Annotated in this window: 11 protein-coding genes and 3 pseudogenes; 13 read left to right on the top strand and 1 reads right to left on the bottom strand. The window is 39.5% G+C overall.

From position 1 onward, the window contains the following. Positions 1-620: 620 nt before the first annotated feature. Positions 621-1,138 (bottom strand): annotated as a pseudogene (locus PBV53_RS07810) (ISH3 family transposase); the annotation flags it as partial. Positions 1,139-1,372: 234 nt separating this feature from the next. On the opposite strand from PBV53_RS07810, the pseudogene PBV53_RS09615 reads away from it, so the two are divergent. The 13 genes and pseudogenes from PBV53_RS09615 to PBV53_RS07750 form a co-directional block, all read left to right on the top strand. After that, positions 1,373-2,158, top strand: a pseudogene (locus PBV53_RS09615) (PAS domain-containing protein); the annotation flags it as partial. 57 nt (positions 2,159-2,215) lie between these two features. Then, on the top strand, positions 2,216-3,436 hold the full coding sequence (locus PBV53_RS09610) for a sensor histidine kinase (protein WP_333482268.1): 1,221 nt from the start codon (positions 2,216-2,218) through the stop codon (positions 3,434-3,436). A gap of 75 nt (positions 3,437-3,511) precedes the next feature. Continuing rightward, a complete protein-coding gene (locus PBV53_RS07800; protein ID WP_270096601.1) occupies positions 3,512-4,303 on the top strand; it encodes a helix-turn-helix transcriptional regulator in 792 nt (263 codons plus the stop codon). Between the two features lie 396 nt (positions 4,304-4,699). Next, positions 4,700-6,607, top strand: coding sequence for a methyltransferase cognate corrinoid protein (locus PBV53_RS07795; RefSeq protein WP_270096600.1), 1,908 nt, complete (start codon positions 4,700-4,702; stop codon positions 6,605-6,607). Positions 6,608-6,737: 130 nt separating this feature from the next. Further along, positions 6,738-8,666, top strand: coding sequence for a hydantoinase/oxoprolinase family protein (locus PBV53_RS07790; RefSeq protein WP_270096599.1), 1,929 nt, complete (start codon positions 6,738-6,740; stop codon positions 8,664-8,666). 5 nt (positions 8,667-8,671) lie between these two features. Further along, positions 8,672-10,282, top strand: a complete 1,611-nt coding sequence (locus PBV53_RS07785) for a TCP-1/cpn60 chaperonin family protein (protein ID WP_270096598.1) — start codon at positions 8,672-8,674, stop codon at positions 10,280-10,282. Positions 10,283-10,489: 207 nt separating this feature from the next. Then, positions 10,490-11,536, top strand: a complete 1,047-nt coding sequence (mtaA, locus tag PBV53_RS07780; protein ID WP_270096597.1) for a methylcobamide:CoM methyltransferase MtaA — start codon at positions 10,490-10,492, stop codon at positions 11,534-11,536. Between the two features lie 48 nt (positions 11,537-11,584). After that, a complete protein-coding gene (locus PBV53_RS07775) occupies positions 11,585-12,325 on the top strand; it encodes a CobW family GTP-binding protein (RefSeq protein WP_270096596.1) in 741 nt (246 codons plus the stop codon). Between the two features lie 354 nt (positions 12,326-12,679). Next, a pseudogene (locus tag PBV53_RS07770) lies at positions 12,680-12,992 on the top strand (DUF6951 family protein). 49 nt (positions 12,993-13,041) lie between these two features. Then, positions 13,042-13,470, top strand: coding sequence for a uroporphyrinogen decarboxylase family protein (locus PBV53_RS07765; protein WP_270096595.1), 429 nt, complete (start codon positions 13,042-13,044; stop codon positions 13,468-13,470). After that, the gene (locus tag PBV53_RS07760) at positions 13,407-14,138 is read left to right on the top strand and encodes a uroporphyrinogen decarboxylase family protein (RefSeq protein ID WP_270096594.1); all 732 of its coding nucleotides are present in this window, start codon (positions 13,407-13,409) and stop codon (positions 14,136-14,138) included. Before PBV53_RS07765 ends, PBV53_RS07760 begins: the two co-directional genes overlap by 64 nt. A 158-nt stretch (positions 14,139-14,296) precedes the next feature. Beyond that, complete coding sequence (locus PBV53_RS07755; protein WP_333482264.1) at positions 14,297-14,464, top strand: ATP-binding protein; 168 nt, start codon at positions 14,297-14,299, stop codon at positions 14,462-14,464. After that, positions 14,465-15,286 (top strand): helix-turn-helix transcriptional regulator, encoded by an 822-nt coding sequence (locus tag PBV53_RS07750; RefSeq protein ID WP_270096592.1) that lies wholly within the window; start codon positions 14,465-14,467, stop codon positions 15,284-15,286. It begins immediately after the preceding gene. The last annotated feature ends 18 nt before the right edge of the window (positions 15,287-15,304 follow it).

Genomic DNA, 15,304 nt, shown 5'->3' with positions numbered 1-15,304 from the left:
TTTTCAGTTCATTTATGGAGACCTGAAAGTTTCCAGAGCTAATTAAATGTCAATTGAAGTCCCCATTTCTGCAGTTATCTTTTATTTTGCATTATCCCATTAATCTATTAGCTTTTTCTACATATAAATCTCTTGAACAAAATTTGCCATTTCTACATCAGTAGGAATAATTATGCATCAACGTTTCGGAATTCTGTTCGAGAACCAATTTATCGAGCCTGTAGGTACTTCTTATCGAATACATAGTATAGTATTATAATCTACCAATTGTACCAAAAATATGGTTTCAATAGATACCAAATATACCCAGATATTACCATGAAAAAAGATCCATTATAAGATACTACATATTCCCCTCTGAAACTAAAGCCGAATATGAGCTATCAATTGCAGAACTTAGAAAATGAAAAATAACGTGCTTTAATTATCCTCTATGAAATGATATGCCTAAGTTCCGTATTATTTTTCGAAAAGCGGAAATAAAGAGACTTGATTTTACTAGTTTAGAGAACTACATGCTAATTGGTCTATTCCTACATGTGTAGGAAACTCCTTTGAACACTTGAACATATGCCAGAGATTTTATTCATGCCCACGTGTATGGAAAACTCTGTTACATTTTGCTTTTTGCCTTTTTCTACAGGTAGAACCGATAGTGTAAACCGTTTATTTTTGTCAATGATGTACAGTAAGATGTATGAATAAAATGAGTTTGTTGACTTTTTTGCTTGTCTTCGTATTACATATCCCGAATTTGAAACATCTGTTTGACCATAGTAAGGATCATTGGTGTAATCGATAGCAAAGTCATATTTTGGTTAGACATTAATATTTGAAGAGGGAGCTACACAAGGATTTTGTTATTTGAGTCTATGAGTTGTCTCGCATGGATTTTTTGAAGATGATATCGAAGTGATATTTCACAAGGTATTTTGTGATAGCATTTAGAAAGAGAATGGATTGAGTTCTTTCCTGTTGTCATACCTATGACAGCATGAAATAGATTTTTACTAATAAGTGAACCATTTATTGGAATGTTAATATAGCCGATATGAGGTTGTAGTATATTTTTGGCGCATTCAGTAGGATTTAATTCAAATCGAGTAATATAAGCTTTCTTTTGTGATTGGAAATACATGCGGAGGTAATTTTACCACATATAAATATATCGCATGATTTCGTTTATATGAGTTTAAACTGAAATCTGCGAACTACTGAGATTAAATAATCGATTTAAGAGCAATAGCTAAATACCATGTAATATCAACTTTAATACAGATATTTGATTAATCAGTTTAAGTTCGCGACTTAAAATTATTATTTGGCGAAGGTTCGATCTTTCTACTACAAAAGGTACGGGAAAAGAAATACGATGGCAAAATTCGATGTAAGAACAGAACTTGATTCAGTCATTAACAACAGTCCTGTTATAGTATTTCTATGCACAGCAGAACAAGACTGGCCTGTTGAATTCGTATCAGATAATGTTGTAAAGTTGGGTTACAGCGTAGAGGATTTTGAATCAGGACGCATTCCCTATGCTGACATAATACATCCGGAAGATATGGAATATGTTCTTTCCGAGGTAGCAAGGAACTCTGGAGAAGGAAGCATAGAATACACCTAGGAATACAGAATACTGACCAAATCCGGAGATGTTAGGTGGGTTGATGATAGGACTTTTATTCGGCGTGATGAGGATGGTAGGATAACCCATTATCAGGGTATCATTCTTGACATCACTGATCGTAAGAAAGCAGAAGAAGCCTTGAAGGAAGCCTTAGAACAAACAAAAGAGTTGGAATTTGTTATAAATAGCAGTCCTGTTGTCGTATTCTTATGGAAGAATGAACCCAACTGGCCTGTAGAGGTTGTTTCGGATAACATCCTGCAATTTGGCTATACTGCAAATGAGCTAATATCGGGTCAAGTCCTCTATTCTGATATTATCCATCCTGATGATCTGGAATATGTTCGTTCAACTTTTCAAAAGAAATCGGAAGAGGCTGATAAGGGCTTAACCGTAGATTATAGGCTGGTCACCAGATCCGGAGATGTTCGATGGGTCAGTGAGAGAACTTTGATCCGGCGTGATGAGGATGGCAAAATTTCCCATTATCAGGGTATCATTCTTGACATCACAGAGCGCAAAAAAGCAGAAGAAGCTCTTCGTCTTGACGAATTCCGTCTTGAAGCACTTTTGAAACTTAACCAGATGGCTGGTGCACCTTTGCAGGAGATCACAGATTTTGCCCGTGAAGAAGCGGTCAAGCTAACTAAGAGCAAACAGGGATATCTTGCTTTCATGAGTCCTGATGAGGGTTCTCTTATCATGCATTCATGGTCAAAAGATGCAATGAAAGAATGTGCTATAAAAGACAGGCAATTCATATACCCCATCGAGACTACCGGACTCTGGGGAGAAGCGGTAAAACAGAGAAAACCAATAATAACTAACGATTACCAGGCCTCCAGCTCTCTTAAGAAAGGATATCCTCAAGGTCATGTGGAACTGACGCGCCATATGAATGTTCCGATATTTGATGGTAATCGGATCGTTGCTGTTGCCGGGGTTGGAAATAAAGAAGAAGATTACGATGAATCTGATCTGAGGCAATTGATCCTTCTTATGCAGGGAATGTGGAGACTTATCCAGCGCAAGCAAATGGAAGATGCCCTTCAGAAGTATTCGAAAGAACTATCAAAAGCAGAGGTTGAGCTCAAGTCCCTTGATAGAATGGAAGTTGAATTCATATCAAGCAAAAAGGACCTTACCCCTGTTACTGAATATGGTGAACTGATCGATGGTGAAACACTTGATATTATCGATGATCTGAAGAATAAGGCCATTGACAATGTATTACATTATTCCCAAAGACTAAGACGTTTAGTAGATTCTATTGTATACACAAGTATGGAAGATGCTGGTAAGGTCGAATACAATTTCGAGCCAGTTGATATTTCCAGGCTTCTGGAAGATTCTCTCCTCGATACCATCTTCGTGGTAGAAGAGAAAGATATACTGGTAGAAAAAATTATACCTGACTCTCTTCCTTTGATCAATGGGGATGAAGAGAAACTTACGGATATGTTTACAGTTCTGATCGATGATGCTATTAGATTTACTCCTCCAAAAGGGAAATTGACCATAAAAATTGATGCAGAAGAAGATGATCTGCATATTATGGTTAAAGATAGTGGCCCAGGCATACCAGAAAAACTGATACCTCACATGTTCCAGAGGTTCTATGAGATCGGTGCCTCAATAAAACAAAGTTATGAAGGACTTGAATCAGGTCTTTATATATGCAAAAAAATAGTTGATGCTCATAAAGGCAGTATACAAATAGAGAGCAAAATTGGTGCTGGAACAGAAGTTCATGTTTGGCTTCCTAGAATAAGCGGATCTTCAAAAAACAGAAATATTCAGAAGTGACGCAATGATATTACATGTATAGTCTAAAATCAAAATCGATTGATAGATCTTATCAAATTATATGAGTGGGAATAAATGAAATCTGAGTTATTAGGTACTCTCTTCCTTTCGGAAAAAAGAAAAGACCTTCTTCTTTTGCTGATAGAAGGGCCTAGGGATATTGATGAGATCAAAGACATACTTGATGTAACCTCAAGTGCGATAATGACCCAGATCAAGATACTTATGAGCCAAGGTCTAATTATTCATGAAAGTGGTCTATATAGATTGTCTGATATGTGCAGGGTAATTGTAAAAAAAATGCAGCCCTTATTGGATACTTTATCGGTCTATGCAGACAACAAAGATTATTGGGAAAATCATAATCTCAATGCTATTCCTTCTTATCTTCTGGATAGGATCGAAGAGATTGGTAATTGTGAGTTGGTCGAACCCGATCTTAACCGGATGTATGAACTGCCAAAGAAACTGGAAGAATCCCTTAAACAGTCGAGTTATGTGAAGGAAGTTTCTTCATATTTTAGCCCTGCATATCCAGGGGTCTATATAGATCTTGCAAAAAAAGGCATTGACGTTTCTGTGATCGTAACAGAGCCAGTTTTTGATAGGCTTCAAAGTGAATATAAAGAAGGAACAAAAGAGTTCGTGAATCTGGAAACTGGAAATCTATTTGTCTGCGAGGGTGAGGTAGAGCTTGCATCAAGTATTGTGACGGATAAATTTATGGCTATCTCACTCTTTTATAAAAAGGGAATATACCACAACCATGCAATCATGAGCTTTGAAGAAAGTGCTTTGAAGTGGGGAGATGATCTATTCATGCATTATCTTAACGTCTCAAAGCTGATCACAGATTCAGATATATAAAAAGAATATTGTCTAATCATAACTAAATAATTTCAATCTAGGTGGAAAATAGATTATTTGTTAAAGTCCACCATTAACTTGCTTATAAGATATTGTTTTTGAGGTGCAGATCTTTCTGACTTTTCATTCTTTTACTTCTTTTTTGTTAACAGCGTTAATTCGATTAAAGCCTTTGATCTGATTAAAGCCTTTAATTTTTACATAACCATGCTGAGAACTTCAGAGATTAACGCTGTTAATGCCCCCTAATAATATCAAAATGATTGATATATTACTGCAAGTTATGTTATATATTTCCGGATCTTTTCATTGAATGTAGAAGATTGAGATATGGACAACATTTGTCCAGTCACTATCTCGATAATAAATAGCAAAAAATGCTGGAGGCAACATTCTATGACAGAAGATTTCTTTAAACAACTAGCGGAAGCTGTAGTCGCAGGAAACAAGGACTTGGCAGTAGAACTGTCAAACAAAGCATTAGAGGAAGGTATCGATCCATATGAGGCTATCGTTAACGGATTAGCTAAAGGAATGGAAATAGTCAGCGACAATTATGAGAAAGGAACAGCCTTTGTTCCACATCTGTTGATCGCTTCAAATGCAATGTATGGTGGAATGGATGTTCTTTCCCCCCACATGAAGAAGGTCGAAGGGGCAGCTGAACCTTCAACTGTTGTGATCGGTACAGTACAGGGTGATGTCCATGATATCGGTAAGAACCTGGTCAAGACAATGATGACTGCAGGAGGATTAAACCTTATCGACCTCGGACATGATGTTCCTCTTGAAAAATTTGTTGAGACTGCAAAAGAGCACCATGCAGATGTTATCTCAATGAGCGCACTGATGACCACCACAATGGTTGGAATGGAGAAGGTCATCGAGATGCTTCAGGAAGAAGGTCTCAGGGACTCCATGATCGTAATGGTAGGAGGAGCACCTATCTCTGAAGAGTTTGCGGAACAGATCGGAGCAGATAAAACCGCACCTGATGCAATGCATGCTTCACATTGGGTAAAGGATGCTGTAAGTGAACTTTCACCTTCTGAGGATAGATGGAGTGATGCGAAGATCAACCTTGCCAAGGTAAAGTATAGGGATATCCTTTCAAAGAAGAAGGTCAAGAGCAAGACAGATATCGGTCTTGAGACTGCCAAACAGATCATGGAGGAGTTCGAGAGTGTTGGTGTCAAGACAAAGGAAGAGATGAGCCACGCTGAAAGAACCGTTTCAGCTATGGCTGACAAGAAAGTTGACCGTCTTCCAGTATATCCACTTGCCTGTGGTGTTCTCAGGAAATTCGCAAATGCAAGTTACAAGGAATATGCAACAGACCCTGCCAAGTTTGCTGAGAGTGCATTCCTTGGTGCAAAGTATCTGGACCTTGACATGTTCGTTGGTCTGATCGACCTTTCAGCTACTTCAGCTGACTTTGGATGTAAAATCAAGTACCCTGAAGACGACACACCATCATCAGAAGGCCACCTTGAGGACTATGAAAACCTTGAGGTTCCTGAGGTTAAGGAAGGCACCCGTGCCTATGAGCTTATCAAGGCCTCAAAGCTTGCCAAAGAGAAGCTGAACAAGGAACTCGGTACTCCATTCGTTGGTTTCCACGAAGGTCCACTTCTGACACTGACTCAACTTATGGGTGCAGACCGTGTCCTGATGGACATGAAGACCAACCCGGATGTCGTTCTTGAAGGAGTCCAGAAATGTACTGACTACATCTGCCAGGTCTCAGAGGTCTTCTTCGAAGAAGATGCCTGTGATGCCCTGTGTATTGACAACCTTTGGTCAAACAATGTCATCATGAGTGAAGAGGATTACTGGAAGTTTGATGGAAAATTCATCTTTGACCAGCACCTTCCGATCTTCAAGAAGTATGACCAACCATATATGATCCATAGTTGTGCCGATGCGGTCCATTATGATACACAGATCAAGAAGTTTGGAACTGGTCTGTTCAGCTACGCATACTATGAGAAATCAAAGGACAAGGGTTCACAGAACTATGCAGATCTCATTCCAAAGTACGGAGATACCTGCTGTATGATGGGAGAGGTAGATCCGATCAAGTTCATGGACAACTCCCCAGAAGGCATACAGAGTATCGAGAATGATACCGATGACCTGCTAAAGGGCGTCCTTGAAACCCTGAAAGAAAATGGCATGCAGTCTAAGTACGTCATGTCCACCGGTTGTGAGATCCCACCAGGAGGTCCACTGTCAGGTGTCAAGGCCATGGTTGACAAGGTCAAGGAACTTGGTCCACAGTATCAGAAAGAGATAATAGGGTGATAATTTAACCCTAATCTTTTTTTTATTTATAGACTAGCGTAGGTTTAAATTTCGCATATATCACTTTGATCTTGTAGAGCTAAAATATGTTTGGGAAATCTTTAATGATAATATAAAGGAGATGATTGAAATGTATCTTGGTCTTGGTATTGACACAGGGGGAACTTATACTGATTCGATTATTATGGATATCTCAGCTGGAACTGTGATAGATTCCAACAAATCATTGACAACACACTCCAATCTTATAAAGGGAATTAAGAATTCTATTGAAGGTCTGGATGAAAGTTATCTGAAGGATATAGAATTTGTTTCAGTTTCAACCACTCTTGCGACCAATACGACACTTGAAGGAAAAGGTCATCCTGCTGGTCTTATCCTTATAGGCCACTCGATCACTGGAGCCCTTTCAACTGACCATGTCCTTTCCATTAAAGGTGGCCATGATGCGGATGGCAATGTAATCGAAGATCTTGATGATCTTGGATTGGTTGAAGATTTTGTTATGGAGAATAAAGACAAAGTCTCCGCTTTTGCAGTTTCATCTTATTTTGGAGTCAGGAATCCCGAACATGAAATAATAGTTAAAGATCTTATCGGGGATCTGTCCGATAAACCCGTTGTATGTGGGCATGAGCTTTCAATGAGCCTGGGTGCTTATGAAAGGGCTGTCACAGCATTGCTAAATGCGCAGCTTATTCCTGTAACTGATCAATTTATACGATCCATCCTTTCGGTAATGAAAAAAAAGGGAATTGATGCAGATCTGATGATGATGAAATGTGATGGTTCCCTTGTCAGGATAGAGGATGCTCTCAAAAAACCTGTCGAATCTATCTTTTCGGGTCCTGCCGCTAGTCTTGTCGGTGCTTCTCATCTTGCTGGCATCAAAACATGTCTTACCATGGATGTGGGAGGTACAAGCACTGATGTATCAATAATATCCAATGGAATTCCTGAAACAAGTGAAAGCGGTGCCAAGGTAGGTAACTGGAAAACCATGGTGAAAGCCATAAAGATGCACACCTCTGCTCTTGGCGGTGATAGCCATGTGTGGGTCCAGAGAAGTGTGTTCATGGGGCCAAACAGGGTCATACCTCTATGCCTTGCAGCATTCAATCATCCTGAGCTGATAGACAAACTTGCTGAAACGGATAAACCGAATGTACGTCACATGAATGATATCATACAACCGGCTACTTTCTTTGTCAGAAGTGGTTTGGACCTCTATGGTATGAACAATGTTGCATTAAGTTCTAATGAGAAGGAAGTTCTCGATGTACTGGGCGATGAACCTCTCTCGCTATCCGATATTTCGATCAAGCTGAGCGAACATCCTTTGATGTTCTCCAGTATAATTGGATCACTGGTCAAGAAAAAATATGTCAATCAGATCGGTTTTACACCTACAGATGCCCTGCATGTACTGAGAGATGATACCAGATGGAATTCACAAGCATCCCACATGGGTGCTCAACTACTCGGTGATTACGTGGGCATGGGCAAAGGTAGTTTTTGCTCACATGTAAAAGAGCAAGTTGTAAAGAACATGTCCCTGAATATAGTCTCCTTCTTTCAGGATGATGTCAAAAAGTCGGACATAGAGAAGATGATCGACTTTTCGTCCCCTTTGACCTTCAAGGTAAACCAGCCGGTGGTTCTTGTGGGAGGTCCCGTGAAGGCATATTTGAACGACCTCAACAACATGATAGATGCCGATATAATAGTTCCTGAACACCATGAAGTTGGAAATGCTGTTGGTGCGCTTCTTGGAGATGTTATTCACAGAACTGATGTTCTTGTAAGAGGGGCTGGTGCCGGAAGCAATCAATATGCTGTTTTCTCTGAGACTGGAAGGGAGGTCTTTGATGAATATACAGATGCGGTGGACCATGGCCTTGAACTCAGTAAAATGCTGATAGTAGAACATATGGCCGGATATGGACTGGATATGGATAAGGTTAATTATGATCTAAGCAGACATGATATGGGAAACGGGTTCGGTGCAAATCTTGAAACCAGGCTCTTTGCAACAGGAATTGGAAATCCAAGGAGGTAATTGAGATGAGTTCAATGATAAATAATGTGGGGCAACAACAGAACAATATGGATGATATATATCATCTTGCACAGAGTGTGCGCAAAAAGATCGGACTAGAAGGAGATCTCGAGGATAAAGAACTTATTGATCATCTGGAAACTGCATCTTCTGAGATAAAAGAACTGTTGAGTTCTTCTTTTGGTCCCATGGGTCTTAATAAGCTGATCATAAATCATGTCGATGATGTCTATCTGACCAACGATGGAAAGACCATAATTGAACAAATGGATGTTTTGCATCCAATAGTTACTTCCTTGAAAGAACTTTCAAGATCAATGGACAAATCTTGTGGGGATGGTACGAAGACCGCAGTTATACTGGCATCCAGTCTGATCATAAATGCAGTGAAGCTTATCAAAATGGGTGTGCATCCGACCACCATTATAAAAGGATACAAGCTTGCCCTTAATAAAGCATATGAGCTTCTCGAGCTCAACAGTATAACTGCCAGATCATACGATGATTCCTATGCTGCGATCCTGAGTGCAACTGTTAGTAAGGGCATAGAGTTCGATCAGGCAGAGATACTTTCAACTATAGTTGTCGATGTGGTCGAACACTTGAGAGCATTATCAGATGATGGGTATCTGGACCTTGATGAAAATGTGAAGATCATGAAAAAAGTTGGAGGTCCTGAGATCGTTCACCTCAATGGTGTCATTCTTGATGAGACTCCTGCAAGGTTTGATATGCCACAATCATTAATCGAACCCAGGATTCTTATCCTGAATTATGATATAAAACTCAAGAGTGCATTTATAAATTCCAGTCATAACATCAGTATGGACAGCATTGAGACCGCTTATCTGTTCGAAGAAGAACGCAAGAGGATACTTGGAAGCTTTGCTGAGAAGATCATCAATACTGGAGCTAATGTTGTTTTCTGCGAGGGGGATGTGGACTCTCATATCGAAGAATGTCTTGTGAAGAACAACATATTGATGTTCAAGAAACTTAAAATGAAAGATCTCAAGAGCATTTCGATGGCAACCGGTGCAGAGATCATGTCCATAAGGGATGATCTGGATGAACAGCATCTTGGAAGGGCAGATAAAGTTGAAGTTAAAAAGAGATGCGGAGAGGATTTTGCTTTCATAAGCGCTAATGATCAGAAGTTCTCGACGATCTTGATATGGGAACCCGTCAAATATGCCCTTGAGAAGGTTGAAGAGGCTGCAGACGATGCATTGAACACTGCAGCATTCATCCTCAAGAACAAGATGGTAGTTACCGGCGGGGGCGGAATAGAGTTTGAGCTCTCACAGATGTTGAGGAACTATGCTTCCACAATAGGAGGAAAAGAACAGCTTGCTGTTATCGAGTATGCCAATGCACTTGAGGAGATTCCCAGGATACTGGCAAAGAACATGGGAATGAATGTTATAGATTCAATGACAAGAATGTCACATTTCTATAATAAGGGTCTGGCTGCAAGGGTTGATAGGTCCAGAAAGATCACAGAGAATGTCCCTCTTGTCTATGATTCGGCTACCATCAAGAAGCTGGCGATCATCTCTGCAACCGAAACCGCAAACAGCGTTCTGAGGATAGATAAGATAGTGCTGAAGAAATGATGCCGTAGAAGGTATTGTGTTATGGGAAATTACAAACCAATACAGATTTTTGATGATGCAGATGCATGTTGTAAATACACTTTTTCTTTTTTTGTATATTTTATGATCTGTAAAGGAATGTAAAATTCATATTATCATAATTAGTGCAATGATATCGATCAAGTAAGGTAGTAAATCAGAGATATTTTTTAAAGAGGAGGATTGATCATGAGCGATTTAAACTTTAAAGAAAGATTGGTGAATGCCTTAAAAGGCAAACCTGTCGACAAAGTTCCAGTAGTCTCCGTAACTCAAACAGGCATTGTTGAACTTATGGATGCAACAGGTGCCTCATGGCCAGAAGCACACAGTGATCCTGAGAAGATGGCAGCATTAGCCTTAGCAGGTCACGACCTCACAAGATTGGAAGCTGTAAGATATCCATACTGCGTAACAGTTCTTGCTGAAGCAATGGGCTGTAAGGTTAACATGGGTACAAAAGATATCCAACCCTCTGTAATATCTCATCCCTTTGCAGAAGGTCCCGAAAATCTACAAGTTCCAAAAAATCTTGTTGAAAAAGCAAGAATTCCTGCTGTTTTAAGAGCCACCGATTTATTGAAGGAAAAAGTGGGTGAAAATGTACCTATTATAGCAGGAATGGAAGGACCTGCAACCCTTTTCTCTCATCTTGCAGGTGTGGATAACTACCTGACATGGTTCATACAAAAACCTGATTATATCACGCAATTTTTGAGCATTGCCACAGATGCATGCATTGAGTATGCGAATACCCTACTAGAATATGGAGCTGATGTTATCTGCGTGTCAGATGGTGTTGGAGGTCCTGATTTACTAAATCCAGAAATGTTTGAATCTTTCTTAAAACCGGAGTACCAGAGATTTTGTAGAAATGTAAAAGGTATCAAAATTATGCATATGTGTGGCAATGCCAACCCAATTTTAAAATCTCTGGCAGAATGCGGGTTTGAGGGCATAAGTGTCGAAGAAAAGGTCAAAGACCTAAAGGCTGCAAAAGAAATTATTGGAAATAAATCAAGCCTTATTGGAAATGTCTCGACCTCTGTGACAATGTTGAATGGAACTTATGATCAAGTGAAAGAGGAAGCAAAAAAATGTCTGACAGATGGAGTTGATGTGCTTGCTCCAGGGTGTGGAATTGCTCCCAGAACTCCTTTTGAGAACGTAAAAGCACTTGTTCGAGCAAGAGACGAGTACTATGCCCAAAAGGATTTTAGTCCTATAAAATTGTGAAAAAACGAGTAATAACTGAAAAATGAATTAAATGTGTAGGTGAGCTTTATGAAAGTGATAATTATAGGTGGTTTTCTTGGAAGCGGAAAAACAACCACACTACTAAACCTTGGAAAGCATCTGAGGGAAAGTGGACACAGAATTGCGATAATCGTCAACGAGATAGGTGAAATCGGAGTTGATGGGGATACCCTGTCCAATTCAGGGATTGAGACAAAAGAACTGACAAACGGTTGCATCTGCTGTACTCTTAAAATCGACATGGAATACACGTTAAGAACCCTAGCTACGGAATTTAAGCCGGATGTTGTAATCATAGAACCCACAGGAATTGCATTTCCAAGACAGATAAAAGAAGATCTTGCACTTATGGATGTTCCGGATATGTCTTTTGCTCCAATCGTGAACCTTGTAGATGCAAATCGATTTAACACCGAAATTGAACAGATACCAAAATTTATTATGACTCAGCTAGAGGATGCTGAAATCTTAGGTATAAACAAAATAGATATGGCTAACAAAGACCAGATTAAAGATGTTAAAGCTTTTCTCAAGCAGATCAATCCTGAAGCTATAATTCATGAATTTTCGGCCAAGAACAACGATCAACAATTTCAAAAATTGAGATATCTTCTTGCAGGAGATAGCAGAGAGTGTCACATCTTTGAGAAAATAAACTCGATTGAAATGTCAGAGGTCTCTACGTACTCAGCTGAGTACACAGTTTTATCGCAGAATCTGGGCTCAGACATCGCTGCAACAATATCAAAAATATCCTTGAAGATATAAAGAACAGAGTTCTAAACTTAAATCCCGATTTTATAGGACATGTAAAGATCTCTATGGAATATCCGGATAAAATGATGAAAGCAAGCCTGACATCTTCTAAAGGTTCCCCGCAGATTGAGATTTTTGAAAAAAAGGAAACACCCAATCTAAACTTAAATTCCTGTCTGCAGTTACAAAAGTTCCAAAGAATATGTTAATAGAAATTGTTGAAAATTCAATCCAAGGGAATTTTACAAAAGAGAGCATAGATTTAAAAAAAATAGAGGGGCAATGCAATTCTAAACAATTTGTAGATATTAGTAATTTCAGCTTTTAATGGAATTCTATAAGCTCTATTTATAAGGAGGAAAGCAAATGACTGAAGTAACTGTACATTCAAAAGTATGTGGTTTTACCCATAAAGTACGTGGGAAAATAGAAGGGGACAAGATCATCATCGATATAGATACGCCCTGTGAAAAGGTCAAGAAGATGTCACATATGGAAGTTCCGATGATGGATCTGTTTTGATATAAAGGACAACTATGTCATGCAAAAAGCTCAGGAAGCAAAATGCAGCGTTACCTGTCTTGTCCCATGTGCTGTCCTTCATGTATGCTGTCTGGAAGCCGGGTTTCTGTCAAAGTCTTTGGTCGAAAATGTAGGTAATGTTTGTATAGAATTCTAATGATCTTGAAACGATTTAATAAATAACAAGAATCTGAGAGGGTGGTCCATTGGCAGAAGAAATGACGTCAAAAGAGAGATTTGTTAATGCTATTGAGATGAAAGATGTAGACAGGATGCCTTATGGGTATCTTTGGTTCGGGGCAGGGAATGCGGTTCTGGAACGTATGGGGGCCAGCATGAGTGATGTCTACTATTCTGCAAAGGGGATCGCCAGGGCACAGATACTTGCAAGAGAGATGTACCATCACGATAATGTGATGTCTCCCTGGGGATGTCTGCTTGTAGAGGCGGAAGCCCTTGGAACCAGACTGAACATCAAGGAGGACCGGTACCCTACGATAGCTGAGCATCCCCTTAGCTCTGCCAGGCAATATGATAAGATAGACCCCGGGATATTGAGAGGTCAGAAAGAGTGGATACTGTTGCCAGGTCCATCGGCATGCTCAAAAAAGAGCTCAAAGATGAGGTTTTCATAACCGGGAGCATGCTTTCTCCCCTGATGCTTGCTGCCCAGATCCTTGAGGCGAGCAATCTATGCATTGAGATGCTCACGGAAAAAGAAAGTGTACATTCCCTTCTTGAAAGGCTCACTCAAAGCTGTATCTTATATGCAGACCGCATGCTCGAGGAGGGAGCGGACGGTATCTTCGTTGAGAACGGGGAGAACACAGCAGATCTTTTTAGCCCCGACATGGCTGAAGATTTCATCCTGAAGTACACAAAGGAACTCTATGAACACATCCAGGCAAATGGCGGATATGTGATCTCTCACAATTGCGCAGAACATGCCTTCCATGAAATGGAATTGGCCCTGAAACCCGATGTCCTTAACTTTGCCTTTGGGGATGTTAAAGCGCTTGGGGAACAATATGAGGTTGAATGCGTGAAGATCCACAAAAAGATAGGATGTGGCCCAAGATATTGTTTTAAGGACTTTGAAAGACATGATGTCTGTCTGATGGGGAACATCAATCCCAACGTGTTCGGTGACGGGTCTTTTGCTGATATTGAGCACGAAGTGAAAAGCTGTATGGACGCAGCTCCAGAAAAAGGTTTCATCCTGTCGACAGGGTGTGAGATTCCGCTTAACACACCAATTGAAGAGATGGAAACACTCTGGCAGGCGATAAGTTCCCGCTTCTGAAAAGCCAGAATGTTTGTACAATAATTTTTATTGACCCATACAACTTTTATTAAGTGGGAAACAAAAAAACAGAGTATACCGACTTTGATGTTAAGCAATTTAAAGTGTTATTCGAAGATATGTGAAAGACCATTCACCGTAAAGAGCTGGAAGGTGACTTGAAGTTGTTCTCAAAATATTTTGAAAAAGCAAACAATGACCTGAAATCAACGTTTTATTTGTGCAAAAATATAATCGATATGCATGGTGGAGAAATCTGGGTCGAAAGCAAAGAAGGACGAAGAACAACAATTCACATAAGGTTGCCAAAATATAATAGTGCATAAATGCAAAAATCCAAATGGATAAAAATAAGAGAGTTTGCCATGACATCTGAATTACTAAATACAGTTTTTTTATCAGAAAAAAGAAAAAAGATTCTTCTTATGTTAATGAGTGGGCCAACTACAATAGACAGGATAAAAGAATCACTTGAAGGCAACACCAGCGCAATAATGGCTCAGGTAAAGATCCTTCTCGAGCAGGGGCTTATCGAACAGGAAAATAATGCTTACAAACTAACCTACATCGGACAAATTGTCCTGAAAAAAATATCCCCGTTAATTAAAACACTCGATGTGCTGGATAAGAATAATGAATACTGGAGAAGCAGAGATCTAAGCGGAGTTCCAGAGGCCTCTCGTGATAATATCGGAGACTTGGGAGAAGTGATTATTCACGACCCTGATCTTAACCATTTGTTCGAACCACCAAAACAATTGCTACAAAGTCTCAAACAAACAAAAAACGTATTAACATTTTATTCATATTTCTGTCCTTCCTGTCCCTTAAACTATGCAGAGCTGGGTAGAAAAGAAACAAACTTTACCCTCATTCTTACAAAATCAGTTTACACAAGACTAAAAGAGGAGTATGAAGAACAACACAACATAATGATGCAATCAAAAAATTCAAACTTGTATGTTTGTGAAGATGATGCAGCCAAACTGGGTGCACTTTCGGTCACAGATAATCTTCTATTGATAGCATTTTTTAACAGTGAAGGCATATTTGACCATAAGAAGTTAATTAGTTTCGAAGAAAGTGCACTTTCATGGGGAAAAGAACTTTTTGCATCTTATAAGGAAATTGCAGAAAAGGTCAAATAAACAAACTGACAGAAACAA

The sequence above is a fragment of the Methanococcoides alaskense genome, assembly GCF_027594145.1.
Taxonomy (GTDB): domain Archaea; phylum Halobacteriota; class Methanosarcinia; order Methanosarcinales; family Methanosarcinaceae; genus Methanococcoides; species Methanococcoides alaskense.
This window is presented reverse-complemented; position numbering and strand designations above follow the sequence as displayed.